Origin of the sequence: Hoylesella shahii (assembly GCF_937990675.1) — a bacterium.
Taxonomy (GTDB): Bacteria; Bacteroidota; Bacteroidia; order Bacteroidales; family Bacteroidaceae; genus Prevotella; species Prevotella shahii.
Map to the genome: position 1 here is coordinate 37,594 of NZ_CALKQY010000001.1, position 25,215 is coordinate 62,808.

General features: G+C 43.4%; 21 protein-coding genes, 1 tRNA gene and 1 pseudogene. 3 read left to right on the top strand and 20 right to left on the bottom strand.

What is annotated here, in order from left to right; genetic code table 11:
- Positions 1-262: 262 nt before the first annotated feature.
- The 20 genes and pseudogenes from QME03_RS00115 to QME03_RS00210 form a co-directional block, all read right to left on the bottom strand.
- Entirely contained in the window at positions 263-763 is a 501-nt protein-coding gene (locus QME03_RS00115; RefSeq protein WP_273112452.1) for an OmpH/Skp family outer membrane protein, read from the bottom strand.
- A gap of 52 nt (positions 764-815) precedes the next feature.
- Complete coding sequence (locus tag QME03_RS00120; RefSeq protein ID WP_025815788.1) at positions 816-1,328, bottom strand: OmpH/Skp family outer membrane protein; 513 nt, start codon at positions 1,326-1,328, stop codon at positions 816-818.
- A 111-nt stretch (positions 1,329-1,439) separates the two neighbouring features.
- Positions 1,440-4,055 (bottom strand): BamA/OMP85 family outer membrane protein, encoded by a 2,616-nt coding sequence (locus QME03_RS00125; protein ID WP_281723048.1) that lies wholly within the window; start codon positions 4,053-4,055, stop codon positions 1,440-1,442.
- 49 nt (positions 4,056-4,104) lie between these two features.
- Positions 4,105-4,842 (bottom strand): isoprenyl transferase, encoded by a 738-nt coding sequence (locus QME03_RS00130; RefSeq protein WP_273112454.1) that lies wholly within the window; start codon positions 4,840-4,842, stop codon positions 4,105-4,107.
- Positions 4,842-5,525 carry a type IX secretion system protein PorG gene (gene porG / locus QME03_RS00135; protein ID WP_281723049.1) on the bottom strand — a complete coding sequence of 228 codons (684 nt, stop codon included), beginning with the start codon at positions 5,523-5,525 and terminating at the stop codon, positions 4,842-4,844. The genes QME03_RS00130 and porG overlap by 1 nt, the downstream gene beginning before the upstream one ends.
- Before the next feature lie 64 nt (positions 5,526-5,589).
- Positions 5,590-7,005, bottom strand: coding sequence for a DUF6242 domain-containing protein (locus QME03_RS00140; protein ID WP_273112458.1), 1,416 nt, complete (start codon positions 7,003-7,005; stop codon positions 5,590-5,592).
- A gap of 1,238 nt (positions 7,006-8,243) precedes the next feature.
- Complete coding sequence (locus QME03_RS00145; protein WP_281723050.1) at positions 8,244-10,208, bottom strand: fimbrillin family protein; 1,965 nt, start codon at positions 10,206-10,208, stop codon at positions 8,244-8,246.
- Positions 10,209-10,229: 21 nt separating this feature from the next.
- Positions 10,230-10,418, bottom strand: coding sequence for a hypothetical protein (locus tag QME03_RS00150; RefSeq protein ID WP_273147121.1), 189 nt, complete (start codon positions 10,416-10,418; stop codon positions 10,230-10,232).
- Positions 10,419-11,095: 677 nt separating this feature from the next.
- Entirely contained in the window at positions 11,096-12,481 is a 1,386-nt protein-coding gene (locus tag QME03_RS00155) for a hypothetical protein (protein ID WP_281723051.1), read from the bottom strand.
- Between the two features lie 141 nt (positions 12,482-12,622).
- The gene (locus QME03_RS00160) at positions 12,623-13,972 is read right to left on the bottom strand and encodes an OmpA family protein (RefSeq protein ID WP_281723052.1); all 1,350 of its coding nucleotides are present in this window, start codon (positions 13,970-13,972) and stop codon (positions 12,623-12,625) included.
- Between the two features lie 483 nt (positions 13,973-14,455).
- Entirely contained in the window at positions 14,456-14,713 is a 258-nt protein-coding gene (locus QME03_RS00165) for a hypothetical protein (RefSeq protein WP_281723053.1), read from the bottom strand.
- Between the two features lie 558 nt (positions 14,714-15,271).
- Entirely contained in the window at positions 15,272-15,838 is a 567-nt protein-coding gene (locus QME03_RS00170; protein WP_273263146.1) for a protein kinase family protein, read from the bottom strand.
- 235 nt (positions 15,839-16,073) lie between these two features.
- Positions 16,074-16,577, bottom strand: a complete 504-nt coding sequence (locus QME03_RS00175) for an Imm26 family immunity protein (protein ID WP_281723054.1) — start codon at positions 16,575-16,577, stop codon at positions 16,074-16,076.
- Between the two features lie 31 nt (positions 16,578-16,608).
- The gene (locus QME03_RS00180) at positions 16,609-16,971 is read right to left on the bottom strand and encodes an SMI1/KNR4 family protein (RefSeq protein WP_281723055.1); all 363 of its coding nucleotides are present in this window, start codon (positions 16,969-16,971) and stop codon (positions 16,609-16,611) included.
- Between the two features lie 76 nt (positions 16,972-17,047).
- Complete coding sequence (locus QME03_RS00185; protein WP_281723056.1) at positions 17,048-17,461, bottom strand: hypothetical protein; 414 nt, start codon at positions 17,459-17,461, stop codon at positions 17,048-17,050.
- 126 nt (positions 17,462-17,587) lie between these two features.
- On the bottom strand, positions 17,588-19,477 hold the full coding sequence (locus QME03_RS00190; RefSeq protein ID WP_410521742.1) for a GH32 C-terminal domain-containing protein: 1,890 nt from the start codon (positions 19,475-19,477) through the stop codon (positions 17,588-17,590).
- 17 nt (positions 19,478-19,494) lie between these two features.
- The gene (locus tag QME03_RS00195) at positions 19,495-19,713 is read right to left on the bottom strand and encodes a hypothetical protein (protein ID WP_281723057.1); all 219 of its coding nucleotides are present in this window, start codon (positions 19,711-19,713) and stop codon (positions 19,495-19,497) included.
- Between the two features lie 51 nt (positions 19,714-19,764).
- Positions 19,765-20,190 (bottom strand): annotated as a pseudogene (locus QME03_RS00200) (TonB-dependent receptor); the annotation flags it as partial.
- A gap of 313 nt (positions 20,191-20,503) precedes the next feature.
- Positions 20,504-21,322 carry a hypothetical protein gene (locus QME03_RS00205; protein ID WP_281723058.1) on the bottom strand — a complete coding sequence of 273 codons (819 nt, stop codon included), beginning with the start codon at positions 21,320-21,322 and terminating at the stop codon, positions 20,504-20,506.
- A 1,015-nt stretch (positions 21,323-22,337) separates the two neighbouring features.
- Positions 22,338-22,408 (bottom strand) — tRNA-Gln (locus QME03_RS00210).
- Between the two features lie 397 nt (positions 22,409-22,805).
- Here QME03_RS00210 and QME03_RS00215 point away from each other — a divergent pair.
- The 3 genes from QME03_RS00215 to QME03_RS00225 all read left to right on the top strand — a co-directional run.
- Positions 22,806-23,387, top strand: coding sequence for an RNA polymerase sigma factor (locus QME03_RS00215; RefSeq protein WP_281723059.1), 582 nt, complete (start codon positions 22,806-22,808; stop codon positions 23,385-23,387).
- A gap of 13 nt (positions 23,388-23,400) precedes the next feature.
- On the top strand, positions 23,401-24,375 hold the full coding sequence (locus tag QME03_RS00220; protein WP_281723060.1) for a FecR family protein: 975 nt from the start codon (positions 23,401-23,403) through the stop codon (positions 24,373-24,375).
- Between the two features lie 268 nt (positions 24,376-24,643).
- Positions 24,644-25,215: carboxypeptidase-like regulatory domain-containing protein (locus QME03_RS00225; protein WP_281723061.1), on the top strand; the 572-nt coding region annotated here is incomplete at its 3' end.

The following is a 25,215-nucleotide window of genomic DNA, read 5'->3' on the forward strand; positions in this document are numbered from 1 at the left end:
TATTACTAGTTGTCATGCCTCCACGACCACACCTTAATCATATAAGGGTGTAAAGGCGAAAAGCCTGAAACCCGCGTTTGGCCGCTACATTAAGCGAGGTCAAACACGGGCATCAGTTCTTTCAGTTTGTGTAAAGGCGTTGGTGTGTGCATTCTTAGGGCAGAGCCATTGCAGCTGCCGAGTGTAGCAAAAGGCCATAACAGACCGATGTTAGCCACCCAATGCGCGAGCACACCGTTGCAAGTGAGCAACCTTTAGCGCCTTACTTCATCTTGTTGAGCTGAGCTTTTACGTCGGCGGTAACGTCTTTGCTAAGCGTTTCGCTGATATAAGGAATGCCAGCCGATACGTCCATGATGTAAACATAGCCACCATTCTTGCCCACCAACTTGATAGCCTCTACCAGTTTGCCAGTGATTGGGCCCATTTTTTCTTGTTGAGCCTTCTGCAAAGCCTGTTGGTTATCTTGGTAGGTTTGCTGGATTTTGCCATACATCTGCTGCAATGTAGCCTCCGTTTCTTGTTGTTTGGTGGCGTTCATTGTGCTCTTAGTTTTCTCGTACTCGTCGCTTTTGCGTTTCAATTCTTCTTGCATAGCTTGGAGATCGTTTTCAAACTTCTTGGCCGAAGCCTCGATTTCGCCCTTAGCTTTGAGGAATTCGGGCATAGAAGCCATTACCTCTTGTGCATTAACGTGTCCGAACTTTTGTGCGAACGCAGCCACTGGGGCGCAGAGCATCAGCATTAAAATTAGTTTCTTCATTGTTGTTATTGGTTTTATTTGTTAGTATTTACTTGTTAATATTACGTGTATATTAGTTAGAATAGCCCAGACGAGCCAGCACTTCGTTACTAATATCTACTTTAGGCGACGCAAAAATGATGCCAGTATCGCTTGCTCTGTCGAGCACTAGCGAGTAACCGCGTAATTCAGACACCTCTTTAACAGCGTTATAAACGGCCTCTTGAATAGGTGCGATAAGACTTTCGCGTTTTTTATACAGCTCGCCTTCGGGTCCGAAATATTTCTTTTTCAGGTCTCCAGCGTCTTTTTCTTTCTTCATGATGGCCTCTTGCTTAGCTTTACGCTGCTCTTGCGAGAGGAAAACCACCTCGTTTTGGTAGTTTTTGTACATCGTTGCGGCCTCGTTAGAGAGCGCTTCCACCTCAGCTTGCCATTTTTTCGACACTTGGTTTAGCTGCTCATTGGCTCGTTCGTAGGCAGGAATGTTCTTCATAATGTACTCCATGTCGATGAGTGCGAACTTCTGCGCATTTGCTGCAAGCGACACAAAGGCCACCATGCAGGCGATGATAAGTTTCTTCATAATCTCTCTTTTTTTTGTTATTGTCAGTAAGCGGGGGATGCTTGGTCAATTATGGTAAGTTGACCAGCATCTTTTCCCATTATTGTTTAGACGCATTTGGATGCGAAAGGTTTAGAACTCTTGTCCCAAAATGAAGTGGAACTGACTGCCACCCTTTGTTCCGTACACCTTATCGAAGCCGTAAGCCCAGTCTATACCCATCAATCCCACCATGGGTAGATATATACGTACACCCAATCCTGCACTGCGTTTTAGTTGCAAGGGGTTGAACTTACGGGTGTCGGTCCATGCATTACCGCCTTCAACGAAGCCCAATCCATAGATGGTGGTGTTGCCCAGCATGAAGGGATAGCGTAGTTCTAGTGCCATGCGTGTGTAGGCATAGCCCTCTGCTCCCCAAGGAGTGAGCGAACCATTTTCGTAACCACGCAAACCAATTGTTTCTTCGGCATAGCCCGACGAGTATCCACTCATACCGTCGCCACCCATATAATAGGTTTCGAAGGGCGATTTCTTATAGCTATTATACGAGCCTAGCAATCCCCATTCTATGCGCGACACAAGCACAAAGCACTTTTGTCCGCCCGATAGAGCTGTATAAGTTTTTGACTTAAATTTCCATTTGTGGTATTCCACCCAGCGGAATTTCTCTTGTTGTTCTTGCGAATAGGTGGGCGATTGGGGGTTGTTGGCCAGGTTGCGATAGTCTTTGCCATCCCATTTAGACCAAGGTGGCGTTACCGATAGCGAGGCCATGAACTCCGAACCCCTACGTGGGAACAGCGGGTTATCGGTTGAACTGCGACTAAGTGTCACACCCAGGTTGATGTTGTTAGCGTTACCGTTGCTCATAATGAAGTAACGCCAGTTCTTCAACATATAACGTGTGTACGAAAGGTCTACCGACAGCATGAAAAAATCGTCGGGCCAACGCAGTCTTTTACCCAACCCCACCGATGCTCCGAGCATCTGAATATATTGGTCGGGGTCGTAATAGTTCTCGTAGTTGTTGTAATAACTACTACCATAGCCACCCATATAGTTGTAATAAGCGTTACGGTAGTTGTTGTTATAGTAGTTGCTGTTCACACCCGTTTGTTTAGAATAGAACACGCTAACATTGAATTGCAATGGTCGTTTGCCACCTAACCACGCTGTTGAGTAGCTGGCGTTATACGATTGATAATACTTACCATTAGTTTGAGCACCCAAGGCCAGTGTTTCGCCATCTCCAATGGGTAATATACCGCGTCGTTCTTTGTTCTTACCAAAGAGGTTACGCATGGAGAAGTTGTTGAGTTTCAAACCGATTTTACCGATAACGCCCGTTTGTCCCCAGCCCAAAGAGAACTCAATTTGGTCGTTACTCTTTTGTTCAAGGTTCCAATTAATATCAACCGTTCCATCTTCATAGTTGGGTCTAACATCGGGGTTCACCTTCTCAGCATCGAAGTGTCCCATTGTTGCGAGTTCGCGAGCCGAGCGTTGCAATGCCTCTTTCGAGAAGAGGTCGCCTGGTTTAGTACGCAATTCGCGGCGCACAACATTCTCGTAAAGTCGGTCGTTACCATTGATGCGTACCCTACTTAGGCGAGCTTGTTGTCCTTCGGTGATACGCATTTCGAGGTCGATAGAGTCGCCCACGATATTTACTTCCGTTGGTTGTAAGCCATAAAAGAGGTATCCGTTGTTCCAATATTTGTTGCCCACAGCGTCTTCGTCTTCGGTAAGACGTTTGTTAAGCAACTTTTGGTCGTACACATCTCCCTTTTTCATGCCCAGGATAGCATTCAGCAAGTCGGTAGAATAAACGGTATTACCCACCCAAGTGATATTGCGCAAGTAGTATTTCTTACCCTCATCCACTTTCACAAACACGTTTACATGCTTGTCGTCGGCATTCCAAACACTATCTTCGAGGATGGTAGCATCGCGGAAACCCAGTTCGTTATATTTCTCAATCAGTTTTTTCTTATCAGCAGTCCAGCGTTCGTTGGTAAACTTTTTAGCTTTGAAAATGTTAGAAAGTTTACCAGCCTCGTGTGTCTTAGCGAATGCCCCTTTGCTCAGCAGTCCGCCTTTAATTTTATTGCTAGGCAGCTGATTATTACCTTCGATGATGATGTTTCTCACCTTCATTTTTTCTTTTTTGTCGATGATAACATCCAGTATAACCTGATTTTTATTGCTCACATCGTCTCTTTGTCGCACTTCGATGTCGGCATTTTTAAAACCTTTATCGTCGAAATATCGTTTAGCCAATATTTTTGCGCGGTCAATCATGTTAGGCGTAATCTGGGCCCCTTTAAGCAAACCCAGTTTATTTTCCATATCTTCGCGTTCCGACTTTTTCAGTCCTACGTAGTTAATCACCGACACTCTGGGTCGAAGAGCCAAGTGCACGTGCAAGAAAATCTTATCACCGACGATAGAATCGGCCGAGATTTTCACGTCAGAGAACAGTCCATGTCGCCAATAACGCTTCACGGCGTCGGTAATATCGTTTCCTGGAACGGTTATTTCTTGCCCCACACTAAGTCCCGATATGCCAGTTAGCATATAGTCTTCATAACCTTCGATGCCTGATACGTTGATGCCGCCTAGCACCAATGTTTTAGGAGTACCGGCGTATGAAATGTCGGGATACACGATTTTCTCTTGTGCAGAGGCATTAAGCGAGCACAAGCAGAGTGCGATAACAGGAAAAACCTTGTTTAATATCTTCATCTTTGGATTGTTTTCTTTCTTTGTGAGTCAATAATCATCAAGCCATTTTTTAGGCTTCGCTTTCCACTTGCATCCCAGTTTTGCCAAACCGTCTTTGCCTAGCTTGGTAGCTAGCGATGGCTTGATGCAGGTCGGCCTCGTTAAAATCTGGCCAATAAGTGTCGCAGAAGTAGAGTTCCGAGTAAGCAATCTGCCAAAGCATGTAGTTAGAGATGCGAAGTTCGCCACCAGTGCGTATCAGCAGTTCGGGGTCGGGCATGAAAGCCGTTTCCAAACGTTGGTTCATCAGTTCTTCTGTGATGTCCTCCAGCTGTAGTATTCCAGCTTTCACGTCGCTAGCGATGCTCTTTGCGGCCTTGGTTAGCTCCCATCTCGACGAGTAGCTCAAGGCCACCACCATAGTCATTGCGGTGTTTTGAGCAGTGTGTTCCATTGTTTCGCGCAGTTTGTCTTGCACCGATTGTGGCAGTCGTTGCATGTCTCCCACCACTTGGAAACGCACATTATTCTTCATAAAGATTTCGTCTTCGAGCGAAGAGAGCACCAACCCCATGAGTGCGGCTATTTCTGTTTCGGGTCTGCTCCAGTTTTCTGTAGAGAAAGTGTATAGCGTAAGGAACTTCACCCCCAGTCGCACGCACTCCGAAGTGATGCGTCTCACGGTGTCCACACCAGCCTGATGGCCGAAGCTTCTTTCTTTTCCGCGTTCTTTAGCCCATCGTCCATTGCCGTCCATAATGATAGCAATGTGCGTTGGTATGCGTTTTTTGTCGAGTTCTTGTTCCATTAATCGTCTTTATTACAGGTTCTGCATTTGGCCATAAAGCTATAAGTGAGCGACAGTTCCAGAGTGGAATACCCGTCTTTGTTTTTAAACAAGCCCACGCTTTTCACTGCATAAGGGTCGGCAACGCCGTCTATTTTATCGGTTGTGGCAAAGTGCACGCCCCATTGTAGGGCCAAATTAAGCCTTTGAGCCACTTTATATTTCACGCCTAAGCCTAGGAAGATGTTTGCAGCTACCACATTTTTCTCGCCTCCGCTTAAATGTGTAAGGCCTAGTCCGCCTGCCACATAGGGTGTTAAAGGCTGTGCTCCGCGATAGTCGCGACCTGTGCCATAGGGCCAAAAGTTGTATTCGTAGGCCACATCCACATTGGTCAAGCGATGGTTAAAACTATAGGGCGAAGCGGCAAAGGCGGGATAATAGGTGGCCACATCTTTCGACGAGCCTTTTATTTGCCCAGTGAAGGCGGCTAAACGCAGGTGCATATAGGGGTTTAACACACGTCGCATTACCAGTCCGCCCATGGGTTGCGCCCCGCTAAATATACCTGCATTGAAGTCGCCTAGATAAGTAACCAGCCCTAATGCACCACCCGCTTCCATGAGATAGAGCGGGTCTTCTTGTGCCATTGTGCCCAAGGGCAGCGCAAGGAGCAGCGCAGTAGCCAGCCAGTTTCTTTTCACCTTATTATATATATGTGCGCATGCGAGGGTTTGCCCTTTGGTTTAGTCTCGCTTTTGCGGCAATTTATTTATTGGTCCAGCCCACACTGTTTTTACGCACGCGCCAAACCTTACCCGAACCAGCACAAACCAGCCACAGATAGTTGTCGGTATCTGTGCCCAGGGCAAAGGTAGTGACATTGTTTTCGGCGTTTTGGGGGAGGCTATATATTCTGTTAAGCTTCCACGACAAGCCACCATCTTGGCTCACGTAGATGTTTTTGAGTGCTTGCACGTTGCTACTTGCGCCCATGCCAGCACCGCCCACGGCCAGCAACACTGCGCCATGGCGCACCACTTGCAAGTTGGCCATACGAGGAAGCGCATTCTCTGCTTGCAGACTGTTATAGTAAGTCCACTTCTGTGTAGAGTTGGTTAGGCCATATTCGTACACCTTTCCCCACACCACGGGTGCGGCATCGGTGGCCGATGTGGCCAAAGAGCGGTTGCCCAAGAGCAGCACTTGCTCTGTGTTATCGCTTGCCGAATGTTTCCAAACGGCCACATTAAAGTCTTGTTGTGGCAGATAGGCTGTAGCCGAAGCCAACATTTCTTCTTCGGGCAGCGCGGCACCAGCCTTAGCCAGATACAACTTACCATTGGCGCCGAGCAGATGTAGGCCAGCGTTTGACGCGCCTAGCAGTTGCGACATGCCAGCAGCAGAAACGCCAAAGTCGGTCCACGATGTGCCATTTGTTGTTTGCCACACCTTGTTACCACTCATCACATAAGCCACGCCGTTAAAGGCTACAGCGTTTTTCCATGCATTGGCATCGGGGGCAAAGGTTGGCGACACCGCCGTCCACGTTTTACCGTTGGCAATGGGCGAAGTATAAACCACCGTTGTGCTACCGTTGTAGCCCCAAACCATCATTGTAGAACCAGCATTCACAGCGCGCAGCCCATGCAAAGCTGCAAAAGCAGGCACCGTGGCCACCTCGTTCCACTTAAAGTCGTTGGGTTTTTGCTTGTGCACACGCACATCCATAACATACTTTTGCGAGTATTTTTGCGAATTGCTGTACACCACGAGTGTGCGCTCAGAGGTAAAGTCCACCGAGTCTTGTCCGTTATTGTAGAAAAAAGTCGAGTCGCTGACAAGGCTTTTCAGCGTCACCACCCCCGAGTTTTTGGTAGAAAACGTTCCAACGATTTTCTTTGCGTCTATGCCATACGGCAGCGAGTCGGGGTTATACACCCTTTTGTTTACTTGGTCGACGTAGAAGACATAGCTTTTACCATCGATTTTTTTATAATAGACACTGTCTTTATCGCCCTTTTTGGTTGTCGAGTCCACCCTTTGTGTTAGTGTTCCCAGGGTGAAAGACGTTATAGCCGTATCGTCATAATAGGTGATGTCTCTGCTTTCGTCTTTAAGACAAGATGCAAAAACAAAACCCGCTGAGAACAGCAAAGCGAGAGACCATCGCATTTTTTTCATTCTATTTCAAATTAATTTTAGCTGCAAATTTAGTGAGAAATCTTCAAATAAACTGCCTTTTGTTCTCTTTATTGTGCAAAATATGAAAAACGCGCCATTTTTTTAAGTAAATTTACCGCCTTTGGGCCTTGCTTTGGTTATGTATGCACATACATTTCGCATAGGTCTTGGTCGTATTTTCTTAATATTGGGCCTTTCGTTTGTGGGTGTGAAGGGTAAAACACAACGTATCGACACGGCGCAAGTAAGAGCATCATTATCTTGAAGCAACCCTAGTAATCGTGGCATTTCACAAAGGTAAGCATAAAAATCGACAGCAGACCCCATGTTCAACTAATTTATCGCCCATGCACAACCGCTTGCACACCATGCAATGAGCATGAGCAAGGCATCAAGAAAATGTTAAATCGGTAATGTTTCTTTACAAAACACACCCAGTTTACCATCCCCTTCTAGCGCAACAAACATGCTAAACAGCAGGGAAAAGCCCTATTTTCGACAAAAAACGCGATGCCTTTAGAAAGGAATTGAGCGCCCTTTTTGCGATTTACTATGCTTTTGCACTTCTATTTTGAGAAAAATTGCGCCAAAACAACATCCGCGCAAACACGATTTTGCCCCCGTTTTACCTGCTTTTTAGCAGAGAACATGGGTTTTGGTTTTGCAAAAAGCACCTTTTAACCTTGCGTTTTGCAGCAAAACGCAAGGCAATATGCACCAAAACGCAAGGTAATATGCTGCAAAACGCAGTGTGTTTTGCTGCTAAACGCAGCGCAAAAGAGCAAAAAGCATCGTGGCATTTTATAACTTTTAATGCACCTATTCTTATTATTCGTTGCTAAAAACAAAGATATATAACACATTCAACATATAAACAAGAGAATAAGAAGCAAACAATAAGCAACCCAGTAGACAGCAGTACACAGCAAGAATGTAAGCCATAAAACGGCTGCAAACTTTAAAAATACGCCCGAAAATACACCCGCCGTCCAGATTTTTTGCAACGAAGGCACTCACAATGTTAAAAAACAGTGCATTTATTTTACAATCCGCATCGTAAAAAGCAAAGGAAAGCCCTCGCGTAACAACCCCTTACCAGCCCAAAGACAGGCAAGATGCCGACAAGAAAACAAAATCTGTTTAGGCGCTAACACCCGATTTGGGATAAAAAAAGCTGCTTACCCCCGCAAAAGAGGGCAAGCAGCGTGAAAAGATAAGAAATTAAATAATCGTATAGCTTAATATTTGCGACCCATAGGCGAGACAATGTTGCGGAAGGGCGCAAAGTTGGCCGCGTCTATAGGCTTAGCCTCATCGTTATTATCGGCACCTACATAGACAGGACGTATAGAAGCACCCTGGTCTTTCGACGAAACTGCTACATTCGCTTTAAACGCAGCACCGAAGAAATGCGTAAGCGGGATGGAGTAAGTGGTGCAATAAGAGGTGTAATATTGCCCATAGAAACCACTATTATAAGCCACATGGCGGAACTCTACCCACGCACTATTAATAGGTCTACGACCAGCTATAGGCAAGAACAAGCCCTTATTGGCCAGCACAAGGCCTGTTACGTCTTGATATTTCCAAAGTTTTCTGCCCGTTGGGAACTTAGAGCCCTTGCCAGCCAACTTCATATCGCTGAAGAATGCGCCATAAATCTTGTTGCCCTTATCCGTGTAACAATAGCCTGGAATAATGGTGTTGGCCTGGCATAAAGCATCGAAATTGGCCTTAGAGGGATATTGATAATGATAATGTTTCTGTCCGGCTTCAGTATAATACCTTACGATATCACCATGCGTTGCGCATCGCCTGCCACTCACTTCGTTTACATGAACCGCCCCACCTCTTTCTTTATAATATTTACCTTGCAGGTCTACTTGAGTTCCTAGAAGGTAATACACACCGTTAAATTTCAATGCATCGCGAATCACACCCCACTGGAAGAGGTCGCAATCGTTAGTTGTTTGCGAGAATCTACCTATATGCTTGCCCACAAACCAGTTTTGCGAACCCAGTCCATTGTAGTTAATACGTTCGTTATTAGCCTTATGTACATCGCTTGGATTTTCCCCATAGCTGCTAATCCACCATTGTGCAGGCGCGATACCCCAATATTCTTCGCGACAAGTTTTATAATGAATAAAGTTACCCGTAGCCCACTTCACGCCATTAACTTCAACGTATGGATGTTGTTCAATTATCTTTACGTTGATGTTAGAGCGATAGTCGTAGCCCTCTTTAAAGTCTTTTGTAGCCTCTTTAGTAAACACCCCATTGGGCGTGTACACAGTGATGTGAAAATTGGTAGGTGCATTTTCGGGCAAGAAAGCCACCCAAAGATAGCCACCATCAAGATTAAGTTTAGACTTATCTTTATTAGCGATGGTGATAACATGTTCCTTTTCGTCTTCAGTTCCCACAAACGTGCCATTGTTAAGATTAAGCACATCGTAAGACCGAAGTCCGTTAATCTTCACACTGTCGATGGCTTCGATTGGTCCCTTGCTGCTAGGACAAGTCGACAAAATGAATTTCATCCCCCAGAACGCCACCTTACGTTGCAAAGCTACATTGGTTTTAGTAACCTTCGCTTGCGTTCCGTTGTTATCAAGCGCCCCTGGCAGTGTCACGCCCCAGTTGTAATCAAACTTCTTATCAATAGTAGCCAACTTGCCATCTTGCAGCTTCATGTTAAGCGCAACGGTACTTTTAATCTTGTTAATAGGCTCATGATAAGAGATGGTTACCCCTTGTTGAGATTCTGTTTTTACGTCCGGGTCAACTGGTTCAACCGTTTTATCTCCCTCAATGGCATTACCAGGATAGAAAAATGCCAACTTATCAGAAGCCTTCATGGGCAGGCGGCTGATGATATTACCAGTGAAATCGGCTGTTTTTTTATTCACACTGTTAGCCGTCATCGTAACCACACTATAAGTTTGGGCATTACTTAGGTTGTTGTCAGAAAGGTTATACACAAACATTTTGTCGCCCGTTTCCCATGTAGACAACACATTTTTGTTTGCATCGAGCTTCAGCGCGCGCGTAGATTGTTGCGCGTTCGCAGTTACCTCAATAGGTGTAACATAACCATTGCTTTGAGTTAATTCTTCATTAACGTCGTCGTTATTGCTGCAACCAGCAAGCGCTAGCACAGCCAAAGCGCCATAAACGAACTGTAAATTCTGTTTCATCATTCTTTGTTTACTCGTTTTTACTTAGTTTTCCCACTCGTCTTCATCAGTTTCTTCATCGTAAAAAAAGCCACCATGTTTAGCAAGATTGTCTTCACCTCCATGATTTGGGTCTTTTTTGCCAATGTTGTTGCCACTTCCAGCCATTAAAGCCACCTCTGCAGCAGTGTTAATAATCCCACAAAGGGGACGTTTGTACTCGTTCTTTACCATTCTCTTAAAAATTTGTTATTTGAGTTAATGAACTTACAGCAGTTGCGTTCTCTTTAACGATAATTTACTTAACGCGGAGAATTTAGCCACCATAAATTTCTTTTTATGTAACATTCAGGTGTAAGAAATAATACGTTAGTTCGATGATTTATACTCTCTTGAAAATGCTGTCACCAGCCATAAAAGCTGTACCTTTACCACATACACCTCAAGGGCATACGATATAAAATCACTATCTACTCTCGATACAAAGTTAGTAAAATATCTATGTGCCGCATCTAATGTAGCACTCTTTAACTTAACAACAACATCTTTGACATAATAAACCACCTAACGCCCTCATTACCAACCGTATTTTCAACCACAAAATATACAAATATACGCACCAAGAGCAGCAATTATATAAATTTTCTTACGCTCGAAAACCAATAACAAATGCAAAATCTCAGCTTAGCTGTGTTCATACGCCACGCTCTTTTGCCCTTTAATCCCCAAAAGGGCCATTAGAAGGATGAATACAATCCGCTGCTAATGGTCCGATTGGGGATAAAATTTCCCTTCGTTCTCCTGACTAATGGTAGGAGAAGAGAGGTTAATCGTGCGCTATGCAATTACTTTTGGCAAGCGAGAATGAAGTTGAAACGTTCTATCCACAGCCAAAACAGCAAGCGTTACAACTAATATTTATGGTAAGTCACCGCCTTTGTGTTATTCAGACATTTAAATTTTACACCATCTATTACATACGCGAGTGAGGAATCTTCGTATCTAATATTCACCGTAAAATGTAGATCGGAGCCTATGCCACCTTTGTTACCAGAGTCAAAGTCCACCTCAAACTCTCGTTTAGCAACCGGAGACCCATCTTTATTAAAACGTGCTTCGAAATGTACGGAGTTCTTATTCTTCACCTTTCCGTTAGCATCATAAAGAATATAACTTATTGCCAGTCTGGATTTATCGCTACTCGAAGCAATATGATAACCAGTTCTTGCAGGGCTAATGTCAACCTTCGCAAACCTACCTTCGCTCGTTCTGAGTAAAATAATACCTTTTGTTACTTCAAAATTCTTTGAATTCATCTTATCAATAAGTCCAATGATGTCGCCAAATGAAATCTTATTAAATTCTAAATTGTTACCATATACATCATCAGGGTCTTCTCCTACGCCACCAGTGTTGCCAGAACCACTGGGTTTACCCGTACCAATCTTTTCTTTTAGTTCCTCAAGCTTCTTAACAATAGCTTCAAGAGCCTTAGTTTCGTCTTCATTACCAGTTTTCACTGCCGCGATAAGATTCGTAATAGCAGTAGTAGCCTTAGCCAATTCTGCAGACATACCACTTTGTGCAGAGCCAACCTTTTCTATTTCTTTCTTCAACAAGCCGAGAGCATCAACAATGGCTTTGAACTGACTTTCATAATTAGGCATTGCAACAATGGCTTTTTGTATGGCAGTAAGCTGAGTGCCATAATTAGGAAGCGCGTTGATAGCCCTAGCAAGTGCGTCGAACTTTGCAGAATAGTTGGGCATTGCAGCGATAGCACTCTGAATAGCAGCAAGCTTATCTTCGTAATTGGGGAGTGCGTTGATAGCTTCGGTAAGTGCATCAAGCTTTGCAGAATAGTCTGGCAGGTTGTTTATAGCCGTTTTCAACGCCTCCAACTTAGCTTCTAACGATAAAGTTTGCGCATTAAAAGCCTTTACCAACAGTTGCATCTTAGCTTCTAATGATAAAGTTTGCGCATTAAGAGCCGCTTCTACAGCAGCAAGTTTAGTCTCAAGCGTAGTGTTTACAGCATTCAAGATGTCGGAAATAGCTTCCAGTTTCTGTTGTTGCGTGGTATTCATCTTATCAAGAACTTTGGTAAGACTGTCTACCGCCTGCTGGTTCTTAAGAAAACCGTCGTTGATAGCCTGCACAACCTTTGTAAAGTCGTTTACTACAGACACGTTCATCGTGTAATTAATCTCGGGAGCATCTTCTTGACAAGCAGTAAAGAAGACGGGTGCAGCCATTATCAGCGCAATGGCGAACATCATTGACTTAATATACTTCATAACTATATTTTCTTTGGGAGCAAAGGAAGGCGAATGGCATCGGTTTGGTTGTATTGATAGTTCCTTTCCACTTCTTCCCAAGCTCGAGTTTGTGATTATTTATTATCTATCCTTTGCGAAGTAGTCAACAGAAGCATTGGCTCACTTCACTAATTTAATTGTTACTCTTCGTCCTGTTTCATCAGGTTTACCATCTTGTTCGCCAATAGCAATCTGCGGATGGAGGTTTTCTTTCACAAAGCCTTCTTTCAAAAGCGCCTTAATAACGCGTTTTAGACGACGCTCAGAGAGTTTCTGATTATAGCGAGTGGCGCCAGGTGTGCTGGCTTCAGCAATAACAGAGAGCTGATGGCCACGCATATAGGCAGCAAAATGCTTTAGATGAGAAAGTTCGTCCTTACTAATGCTTGCACTGTTGTTAACAAACTGCACATAGTGTGAAATCTCAATGGCAGCTTTTCCCTCACTCTTACTATTTTCGCTGTCAAGTAGACGTTGTTGCAAGTCGGCGTTAAGCTGTTCCAATCTCTGGCGTTCGCTGGCTTCGCTGTCAGCACGATCCCTATATCTAGCAGCTTCTTTATGTACTTCATTCACCTCATCGTTAAGCACAGACAATTCTCCTTCGTAATAAGTCTGCAACTTTTTAGCCCGACTTGAAACAAAATTGTAGCGTATAGTGGCCAAACCAAAGATGTAATTCTTGGGAGCAATACCACCACGACTCAACAACCAGTCCATTTCTCCTTTCAAACCAATGGTGAAACGACGACTAACGTCGGCTTCAAAGTGTAAAACCGTAGGGATAAAAAGTTTATTAAACTTCTCATGTTGGTTAGTGGTGCGCACGTTTCCCGTGAGAGAAAGTTCAGATTCGTTGTTTACGATTAAATTATTGCCAATAGGTGTGGTGCGTCCATCTTGCGTCATCGTGTTATTGAAGAACATACCATATTCGTTACCCTTAATAAAGGAATAGCCAATACCAGTTCCCATCCAAGCATTAAACCACTGAGCACGACGGTGTGGCCATAATTCCATGAAATTAAATTGTACACCTAGCTTGGCATTATGAAAATTCATCATATAGTTACCATACACCTTAACGGGCATTTTTTGAGTGTTAAGGCTAGAAAATCGCTGCTCACGACGATAACGCGACCACAAATACTCTAACCCAACACGAACCCATGGGCGGATAGTAAAGTCAATACCGCCGCCAGCGGCTGGCGATTGGTTGTAGCTGCGCTTAGCATTAAGATTTTGATACCACACATCTGTTGCCCAAGACAATCCTCCTTCGGCATAAATGCTCCATGTATTCCTACGCAATTCACTGTTTAAGTTCTGTGGGAACTGGCTTTTATTCACCTGTTCGTCCTGCGCATATAGGTTACTAATTGCCGACAGTGTGAATAAGACTATCAGTCCCACTCTTGCCCATCTCCTGCTGAGCAGTGGAATAGGCGGTTTAGATAGTTTTTTGTTCATAATAGACTCGACGTCTCCCTATTATCACTCCATTGGGAGTAGTGCCGTATCGAAGACTTGGGCTTTTAATTTTATATTTGCTATTCTTTAATTTTCTTCTTGCCGTTAACAATATTAATTGGCGAGTCCCGAAAGTTTTCAAATAAGTAAATCTCTTAAAGAGATGTAGATTTCTTTTGTTGCTGTATAATGTTCTGCTATTTATTCTTATATACTTTGCCCACTTTCCGCCATTTTTCTAAGCCCAAACGCCATTAAAAGCTAAGGCATTGAACCGAGTTATACGGATTGATTTGAACCATTTTATATTGGTAGAGTCGGCTTTTATTAATCATTGACCACGGATAGTGCTTTAACTCATCAGATGATAGATAAATTAAATCACTTTTGAACGCTATTAGTAATTTGAGAAAATATTATCTACTGAATACATTTACACGTATTTAGCCTTGTAAACCGAAAAATTGTATCACCTAAATATATTTACGCCTTGTCTCTGAAAAGCGACTTCCACCACCTTTTAATCCACGCACATAAACAATTATGGAGCGTTTCGTTTTTCATTGGCGGAGGATTAGCCGCTAGTTTTGGCTGAAGTATTTGATACTTATTTAGTCCACGCTTTTTAATTTCATTCTCTATCATTTCCTGAATAGACTCAAACAGTTGAAAGCGCTCTTCAGAAAACTGCATATTTTGCCTTTGAACAGATGTTATTCGCGTCTTCTTATTTTGTGCCATACCTTTCTCTCTTTTCTAATTAAAACTTCTTGTGCAAATTTAGACGTAGAAATAATAAAAGCTGTTATCATAATCGGACAAAAAACTAACATCTTCTGACATTTTCTTCTTTGCCAATATAGCAACATTTACCACAAATAACCTATAGAATACTGTATCACAAGCAATTACAAATGACATATTAACAGCTTTTAAGCAACCGCATTTCCATATTTTTTTTGAATACTAACGGCTTGTTTTCTTGCCGCGTAAGGTGTTTTTCAATAAAATTAAAGGCTAGAATGCTTGTATAATTCTAGCCTTTTGGTAAAAATGCTTCTAGGATAACACGTAAATAACATCATAAAGCGCACACATTACTGCGAGATGCAATACTTCACGTGTTTTTATTTCCCCCAAAAACAAGTAACAACTACAAAAAAACAACTTACCCGCTGCAATGCAACGCGTCTCTCTTACTCATTATATAAACCGAAGTGGCCTTTATATAAACAGAAGTAATCTTTGTATAAACATAATATTTACCTCTCAACCATTGGCCTTTTTAGCACAAAACAATCAGTAACAACCAACTAAGCTTTTCCAAAAGAGCATGCCCTCGCCATCGGTTATGTGCGCCATAAGCTGCACAAACTCGGTTTCTTTCTCCTTCCAACAAGCATATTGCCCTGTTCCCATAGCCTGTACCAATTGTTCAAAGCTATTGGCGATAAGCATTCTGTGTTCCAAACAGGTTTCGCTATCAATACAATAAATCCTTCCTGTGGCACATTCTAGCAAAATGGTGTAGGGATCGCCGTTTGCAATGATAATAAGTCCATTCTTATTCAATGTGGAATAATCCTCATAATCCACATTTCTTTCTACAATCCAGTGCAAACTATTGTCGTCGTCATACCCAAATTGATAGCTAAGAAAGCCAAAATTGCCCCAACCATACTTCAGAACACTATCTATAAAGCCTTGGTTTAGCGCGTTAATATTCAGTTCTGCCTTCAAATATTCAATCTCTTTTAGAGGTATATTCACTTCTCTCAAACTCATTTCTTCAACAAGTTCAGGGTCAAGTCCCTTTGTTTCCTCTTCAATAGATTGGATAATTTCTTTTATAGATAACAATTCCATAGCATAAAAATGATGATTTGATTGATAATACTACACTTAATACGCCCCTATAAGCTCATAAATATTGCGCTACAAGTTGCGTATGAGCAAGACTAACTGCAGATTACGCCGACTAAAAAGCACGAAAGCGCGTTGACTTCCTTTCACAAATATGCACAAAGACATGGGGCGTGGGTTGCAAGTCCCATGTTCTTTGTGCTTAAAAGGATTGTTGGCAATGTATGTTTTCACTCTTTTACCAATTCGATAATGCGGCAATCGAGCTGGTTTCCGCCCAAAACTTTAAGCCCAACCTTGTGTAGGTAGTCGCCCGTAAAGCACTTGTTGTGGAAAGCCAAATGGCTTTCTTGCCCTGGCATGAGGCAAAATTCCTCAGTCGAAAGTCACCATCAACGCCGAATATCATTTTTAGACTTTCGTAATTTGAGTGTTTATACTTGTCGTAACAGTCTGTTTTCCCGATTATGCGCCACCGCTTTTTTATAATGCCGTCCCAAAATATTTGCAATGGAGCAAACAACACGCCCGAATTTTCTATTTCGCTAATGCTGGTTTGGGCAGAACCAATATTCTTAAAATTCTCTACTAAGACCGAAGAACTGGTTTCTATTACTCTTCTAAAGGCAAAGTCTTTATCTAAATCGTTGTCAGATAGTTTCGCTTTCAACTTCCAATCGTCTTTGGGCATGAATAGCGGAATACAAAATATATCTTCTGCATGAACGACAATCTTATTCATTGCTTAACTTTTAGGGCGTTTGGAAAGTAACTTATTGAAACTTATTAATCAGTTCGAAGATGTCGTTCGCGGCTTTATTCATTGGCAATGAGCCTAATGCGCCTAAGTCGTTTGCGTATATTGAATAGTCGTTAGGCGTATTTGTGCTTATGAAATAGCCCATGTCTCCATCTTGTCCAATCATCAAATAATTGGGTTCGTAGGCTCGTACCTCATAAGTTTCGTTCCTTTCCTCTAAGTCGGAATAAGAAAACAGACCTATTCCAGAGCCTTCCACCTCAAAGACGTCGTCCGCTTGGATGTGGCACAGGAAATCAGAATAGGGCTTGGGAAAGGTTATTTTCAACCTTTCTTCCAGTTCAATAACGTTCTTCTTTACGCTTACACAATCCATTGTTGTTGCTATTATAAGTAAATTGATGATATTCGGACAGGATGCAATGGCCTAATGGGGTTTGAAGTCACATGTGCTAACGCTTATTGTCACGATGTTGTTGCACGTTGATGTCGTTGGATTGTTCGCAACATGTCTTCAAGTCTTGGGGTAAATCATTGCGCAAGCAAATGGCAACTTTACAGCCTGTGTCGCCTGTATTGTAGATTAACCGCATCAGTTCGGCGTCTAAGTGTTCAAACTCGGCTATTTCAGACATGATACAGTAGGCCAAATCGTTTGGCAATTTGCCCAGCAATTCTTTCACGATAGGTCCAACATCCGTTTGCTCCACGTCGAGACGTATGGCTATATTGCTCGATGTTTCCCACGTTTTGCTTAGCTTTTCAAAATCGCAAAATACGTTTTCCTTATTTATATGTAGGGTACAAATGGTACTGTCCTTAAAAGTGTGTAAGCTATTCTTCTCTTTTATCCTTGTTATTTTCATTTTTCTTTATTTTCTTCCAACTTTTAAATTGGTATATTTTCCTTTTGTAAGCACTTTTTAGTTTACACCTTGCAAGCATATGCACCCGCCACGATAATTAATTTGGCATTCGTCAACCAGCATTTATCACTGAGCCAAACGGTAGATTTTAACATTATCAAACTTTGCTGGCGCGCCTTGCGCATAAAAACGCACATCGGTGTAAGGCTTCTTGGGAAACACAAGGTTGGTCATCGAGATGCGTCCACCATCAACAAATATCTCAATCGAGCATTTATCCACCCACACATCCACCTTATATCTTGGTCCTTGGCACAGGTTTAGTGGTGCCCAAGTGCCCAAAGCAAAGTCGTTTTGATAGTTCACGGCATTGCGTTTGCGCATCATCTCTTGCCCATCTTTTATGGTTTGTGCGTCGAAAGCCTTCTCAATATCGTGTGGTTCGGCCTTCTTACCAAAGTCGGTTAGTCCACTTTGTGTGCGATCCATCACCACACGTTTTGCTTTCAAGTCGATATAAATATTCACTTTCTCGCCTTTTGCATTATAGAGTTCCACGCCAGCGATGCCATTTTTGCTAGGTGTAACTTCCATCTGCAGTTCAAAAGCATTTTCATCGCTATGGTTTGCGTCTTTCACAACACGCGAATTTTCCACCATTCCCACTTTTAGCACTTGCTCTTGTTTTCTCAAGGCGAGCACTTCGGGCGCTACATTCGAGGCTAAATAATATTGTCCGTCTTTTTCATATAACTTAAGTTCGCGTGCAAGTGTGTTTGCACCGCGGTATTGCTTAATAGGTGTGATGTTTGCATATTGCCAATTGCTCATCCATGCCATGGCCAACACGCGGTTACCCGTGTTAGAGAAGCACACAGTGGCATAGTGGTCTTTGCCGTAGTCTAAGAATTTGGCCACGCTGGGCGGCGTATCGCAAGTGAATTTCTCACCATCGAAGTTGCCCACAAAATATTCTGTGGCGCTTCCGCCAAACAAACAGCCGGGGTTAATGTTTACAATCATCACCCATTTTGTTTTACTAGGCTGTCCTTCAACGGGCATTTCTATAAAGTCGGGGCATTCAAACTGGTTGGGTTGTGCGCCATATCCCTGTCCAAAAGCACTCACATAAGTCCAGTCTTTGAGGTTAGGCGAACTGTAAAAGCGCATTTCTTTATCGGCAGAAACAATCATAAACCACTTTTTTGATGGTTCGTACCAAAACACTTTAGGGTCGCGAAAGTCTTTTAAGCCATCAAATGGTCGAAGAACGGGGTTTCCCTCGTACTTTGTGAAATGGTATCCGCCATCTGTTGAATAGGCCATGCATTGTATTTGTCCGTTTTCATCACTGGCCGAAGTGTACAAAGCCACCACGGCATCTTTTCCATAGCCTGCTGTTCCGTCTTTATCCACCACTGCCGAGCCCGAGAAAATGTGGCCCATGGGGTCGCGTGCCAGTGTTGGTTCTACTGTTTTCCAGTGCACTAGGTCTTTGCTCACGGCGTGTCCCCAGTGCATATTGCCCCATTTAGAACCATAGGGGTTGTATTGATAACACAGATGGTACACGCCATCTTTATAAAACATGCCGTTGGGGTCGTTCATCCATCCGTAAGGAGGTGTGTGGTGATAGGTGGGTCGATAAAATTCGGTGTTATCCACGTCCCAACTATAGGCCAAACGGATTGCTCCTGGCTTTAGGCTTAGTGCATCTTTACTTATGTTTTCAATCTTCACCACCGACCTCTTGCCTTCGTTCAGTTCGAAAGGCACGTGGTAGTCGCTTTTTCTTTGCGCCAATCGCACGTCCATCCAGGTGTCTGTTTTCAGTCCGTTGTCCAGTTTCACCTTTGCCTCGGGCATACTTTCCTCCACGGGCAAGATGAGATACTTGGGCGAATTGTCCACAATCAGCGTGGCCGTGTTGCCTTTATACTTTATTTTAATGTCTTGCGCCCCAGCCATCTTGGGCATTATGCCTGCCATTAAAGCTGCTATTATTATTTTTTTCATTGTCATAATCAGGATATTTAAAACTTAAGCGATGCGTTAAACTCTACGGTGAAAGGTCGCAGGTAGCTGCCTGTCATCAGCGTATTGCTAAAGGCTGCTGCCTGGTCTTTGGTTATCAGTTCGGCTCCTGCAATGCTTCCCTTAGCTCCTGTTTGGTTAAGGAAGTTCACAACGGTGCAACCAAGCGACAATTTGGGGTTCACTTGCCAGTTTTCACTCCGCCAAAGGTTTCCCATCGGCCATTAAAATAATAGGCGCTTCGTTTATATTGGCGTAGGTTTTGCTAAATTTGTCTTGTAATTTAGCAGTCCGTTAAATTTCTCTTCGCCCATACGAGTAAACGAGTTTACGGCATAGCCAATGTTGCCTGCGGTGATGGCCGTTTCGGCTATCTTGAGTAAGCCTTGATGGGATAGGCTGGCATCGCCTCGCCACAAGGAGTTAACGCTTCGCGGATTGGTGGCATAGGTGATGGGCAAACCGTTTTCAAGCACATTAACATCGGCCGAGGGAAGCCCTATTTGTATCTCACGCGGTCCGTTTGCACTGGCTGCGTTGAGCATCACATTGCGGTTGCCCTCCTCCTTACTGTTTGTGGCTTCTCTGTTTTTGGGCTTTTGTGCCTGATTATTCGTCTGTGCTGGCACTGGAAGCGTGATTGCGAGAGTGGCAAACACTGCTACTAACCCTCTTCCCAAAACATTTAGTTGCATAGATAGATATTGTTTAGATATTGATGATAGTCTTGTTTGGGCTGTCATCCAATCTGTCTTGCAGATGCACTTGATGCAAACCTGCACACCTCCTTATTATAAAGCGTGTGCCCAAAGCTTTGCTCTCATTGGTCGCGCACTTTTATTCGCAGCACACAAGCTTTTCGCAAAGATAGTTTTTGTTTGCTATAAGGCATGTAATGTTTTATGTATTTTATGGTTGCGGGCGCAAAATAATACGTATTACCCACAATTTGGGCCTGCCCCATAACGCCAAGAGCCATTAAGTGCAAGCACAATCGTAGAACTTTGTTTAGTGAACACCGCTTTGCTCGATGCTCCTCACCTTCATATGCATGCCCCCCATTCGCACAATTTGCATTGGAGCGAGCGCACGACTTTTAACTGCAGCATCTAACTCTTGCCATAATTGCTCTTGTTTCTCATTCAATTTACTTCGTTCAAAGTCCAGTTGAGCCGAATTTTGCTCATTCGTTTGTTTGTTTAAAGAGGCCAATTTAAGATAGGTTGTTTCGAGTTCGTCCATCAGTTTGTCCCATTTCTCCACCTGCTCCATCGAAGTGGTGTTGCAATTGTTGCGAAATTCGTCGGCCAAATGAGTGTTTCGCCCATCCACATCATAACCAATGGTGAAGCCCCCAATACCTTCGGGCAGATTGTTGCTTATCATTCCAACAAACGAGATGGTCACCTCTTCTCCCTTTATCAAGGCTTCTTTCAGCTTGGCATCGTCTTTATAACTACTGGCCAAAGGCACAACATTATCTAATATAACGCCATCCTCGTTGCAAAAGAAAAGATACAACGGACCATTGACAAAGTCGGTAAAAGCCAAACTGTCTACATTGGTCATAGCCTTACACTTAAGCTTAACATCCATCTCAAGGTAGTTAAGCAATTTTGTGGTAGAATGTAGACAATAATCTGTATCAACCACACTGATATGCACCTTGCCTTTGCCGTTCACCTCGAGGCTTTTGGCTCTGAGCACCATCACCGTATCGCTGCCTTTTTCGCCACGTCCACAAGTGCATTTGCGCTCGTTCTTAGCGCAGGCAGACATCAATAACACGGCCATAAAAGCCAGCAATACCCCAATATTTCGTTTCATATTTAAAGAATTATACGATTAATCACCTAAGAACCTTCCAAATAAACAGTCGTCTAACCCACTACGTAGAACGCAAAGACCGCTAAGAGAAGCGCACAAAGATAGTTATTTAATTACACTTACTCGGCATGAGCGCCCCATTTTTTTCATCCCATCCACAATAAAGCCTCAGTCGATGTTAAATTGTTTTCTTTTCTTTACATAATACATCCCAACCAATCCACCTTTCTAGAAGAAATTGCACCCCAAAACCATAGAAAACACATCGCTAAGCCCCCTTTTTTAGTCACGGCTCTGCACCATTCAACATGCCATTTACTATGCTTTTGCCCTTTTTTGTCGTTGTAGATGCACTCACAACACAAAAAACCATCATACAGAAAAGCATAAAAATGCACATATAACAACAGCTTTCGCTCCGCATTTTGCACCTCCTAGGTCTGTAAAGTGCAGCAAAACGCAACGCTATCTCCTACAAAACGCAAGGCTATCTCCTACAAAACGCAAGGCTAACTCCTACAAAACGCAGCACTAAAACCTATAAAATGCACGAGAAGCAGAAAGAAATTAACGAAAAAAGACATGAAATAAATAAAACAGACCATAAAAATACGCAAAACTAACGCTATTAGACAAAACCACAGAAAGCTGTCGACTCCTTTATAAAAACTGTATATACCAGGCATAAAACGCATAAAAAAGAGCAAAAATAGCACTAAAATTACGTAAACCTCAATCAATCAAGAGCTTACAAACCATCGAAATACTAGCCAAAATCTGCACCAACGACGGGTTGACACGCAGAACGGGCACTCACAATGTTAAAAAAGAGTACAATATTTTGACAAAAACCAAACTAAATGTCATCACTCGCAGCTACACCACTAGCCAAAACCACCTGCTCACCCACAAGGCGTATCACAATATTAACCTCGTCATCGCTCATCATCCAACACGAGCCTAAGTTACAAACACAAAAAAGAGGCTCTTTCTTTCGAAAGAACCTCTTCTAAGGTTGTCCCAGATGGACTCGAACCACCGCTGACAGAACCAAAAACTGTAGTGCTACCATTACACCATGGGACAATTAACGGGTGCAAAGGTACTCCTTTTCGAGCATGCCACCAAATTTTATCCCAACTTTTTTATACCTTTTGCACAAAAAAATCTACATTCCACCCCCATCAACTCCGTCTCTCAGCACCGCTCATGCCATCTAACCCACTGATAATATTCATAATACATCATCTCCCCCAACAAAACGTCCGCACCTCCTAACTCGCCTAACAGTTTGCCTTTTGCAGCACAAAACAGGGTCTAATCAAGGTAAAAGGCGCACAAAAAGAGATTATTGCTTAAAGATAAAACCGTGAAAAAGGGATGTTAAAATACGTTTTTTAACATCTCTAACCTATAACTTATCCTTAAATTTGCGTCGTTATATAACAAATGGGTATGCAGCACAATGCGCCCAAAGCCACCTATGAACGAACAATATAACGAACTAACGCTCATCTCACAAGGAAGCCAATTGGCCTTCAACGGCTTTATCAACCGTTATTCTAACACCCTTTATTGCCACGCCTATGGCATTTTGAGGTGCAGAGAAATGGCTGAAGAGGTGGTGAGCGATGTGTTTCTAGAGGCTTGGCGCATGCGCAAATCCCTCATTGAACTGCAAAACGTGCGTGCATGGCTCACACGTTTGGTGTATAACAAAAGTATTGACTATCTGCGACGCGAACGCAACCGCGTGAAACAGATTAGCGTTGAACATTTTGGTATGGCCGACTTTGCTTTCCCCGACATGAAAACGCCTGCCGATACACTTATATCTAACGAAGAATTGGCTGCCATCAACGCCGCCATCGACAAACTTCCACCAAAGTGCAAATACGTTTTCTTCTTGGCTAAAGTTGAAAAAATGCCTTACCAAGACATCGCCAACATGCTGGGTATTGCACTTGCCACGGTGAATTATCATGTGGCTCTGGCGGTGCAAACACTCAGACGAATTCTTAAAGACCGCGCTAAGCTGTCTACAAGCTTTCTAAAAAACAAATAAGACATTATCACCCATGAACATGGATATAAACGACATGCGGTTTGATGGTTCGGAAGAAGACTTGAAACTGCAAGATTTTATCTCGCGAGCCGAACCTGTAAACTGCTCCAACGAACGACTCACAGCCCGTATATACGAAAAAATACAGGCCGACAAGATACGCCAAAACCGCAAACGATGGCGCATTGCCGCTGCTGTGGCTGTGACCTTAATGACGTGCAGCATGTGGCTGGCGCTAAACATCACGCAAAAACAATTGGTCACAACCCCACAACCCACAGCGCATAAGCAAGTGCCAACAAGCGTGATGCAAGAAATTAATGTGCCCACTGGCCACACCCTACAACTCACTTTGCCTGATGGCACACACCTAACTGCCAATTCGCGCACCCGCATTCGTTACCCCAAGCCTTTTGATAAGCACACACGCAACCTCTATCTTATGGGCGAAGCCTATTTCGAAGTGGCTCACGAAGCCAACAGGCCCTTTGTGGTGCATGCGCAAGGTTTTGATGTAAAGGTGCTTGGCACTCACTTTTGTGTTAATAGCTATAACAAAAAACAATGCAATGTGGTGCTAGCCGAAGGAAGAGTGGAGGTGAATACCGCCTTAAACGATAAGGTGAATTTGCAACCCAACGATTGTTTGAACATCACCCAGGGCGAATTTGCATCTAAAACAAAGGTAAACGCCACAGCCTATGTAGACCGCCTAAAGGGTGTTTTGCCCATGGAGGGTATGCCATTGACCGATGTCGTTAACTATCTGGAGAATTATTACGGTGTGAACTTTCAAGTGGAATCAAGCCTTTGCAACGAAACACTCTACGGAAAACTGGTTACAGGCGCACCACTGGCCGATGTACTCACTAGCCTTTGCAATATTTCGGGAGCTGTGGCTGAGGTGAAAAAAGGGGTGGTAACGATTAAAAAGAAAAGCACAGCCAAGGCTCCAACCACTCACCAAACAACAAACACGCAACTTTAAAAGGTCTAAACAACCTACAACACGCCTCTAAAAAGCATGCCAGTCTTACCCCTACGGCGCGCAACAGCCATATCAACTAAAACCAACAGTGTAAAAATTCACCATTTGGAGCTAGAAAAATACAATTAATGTGTTTTTTGCCCCACCCCACCTATACATTACTCTATATCTTTCGACTTAATTATAAAAGCCCACCTTATATATTAAGGAATATCCGCTTAAACCTTCTATTAAAGTAACTTATAAAACAACATTAATACAACACCCCATGAGAGAAAACGTACGTCCAAAAAGCTGGCGTTGGCGCATCTCCCAGCGCTACGTATCAGCACTTTTGCTCATATCACCAGCGGTGTGTATGGCCACAGCCAACAACACACAAACAGCGAGATGGCATGAACAACACGTCACCAACACAGTCGCCAACAACATGTACACGGTGAAAAGCGTGCTCAACTACATTGAGAAAAACAGCAACTACGTGTTTGTGTACAATGCAGAAGTGCAAAAAATGATGTCCAACAAGGTGAGCGTGAACCTCGATGGACGGCCTGCATTGCAAATTTTAGATGAGATGTGCGCCTCAACGGCACTCACCTATAAGGCACAAGGCAACCAAATAAGTTTGACACAAACAAAAAACGCTCAGTCCGGTCAGCCCAACAAGGCACAAAAACGCCGGATAAAAGGAAATGTAAGCGATGCAAAAGGCGAACCCATTGTGGGCGCAACCATTAGCGAAAAAGGCGGAACAGGCGGCACGATTACCGACATCAACGGCGACTTCACACTTGACCTAGCACCCGACAACGCCATTACCATTTCTTATGTGGGATTTAA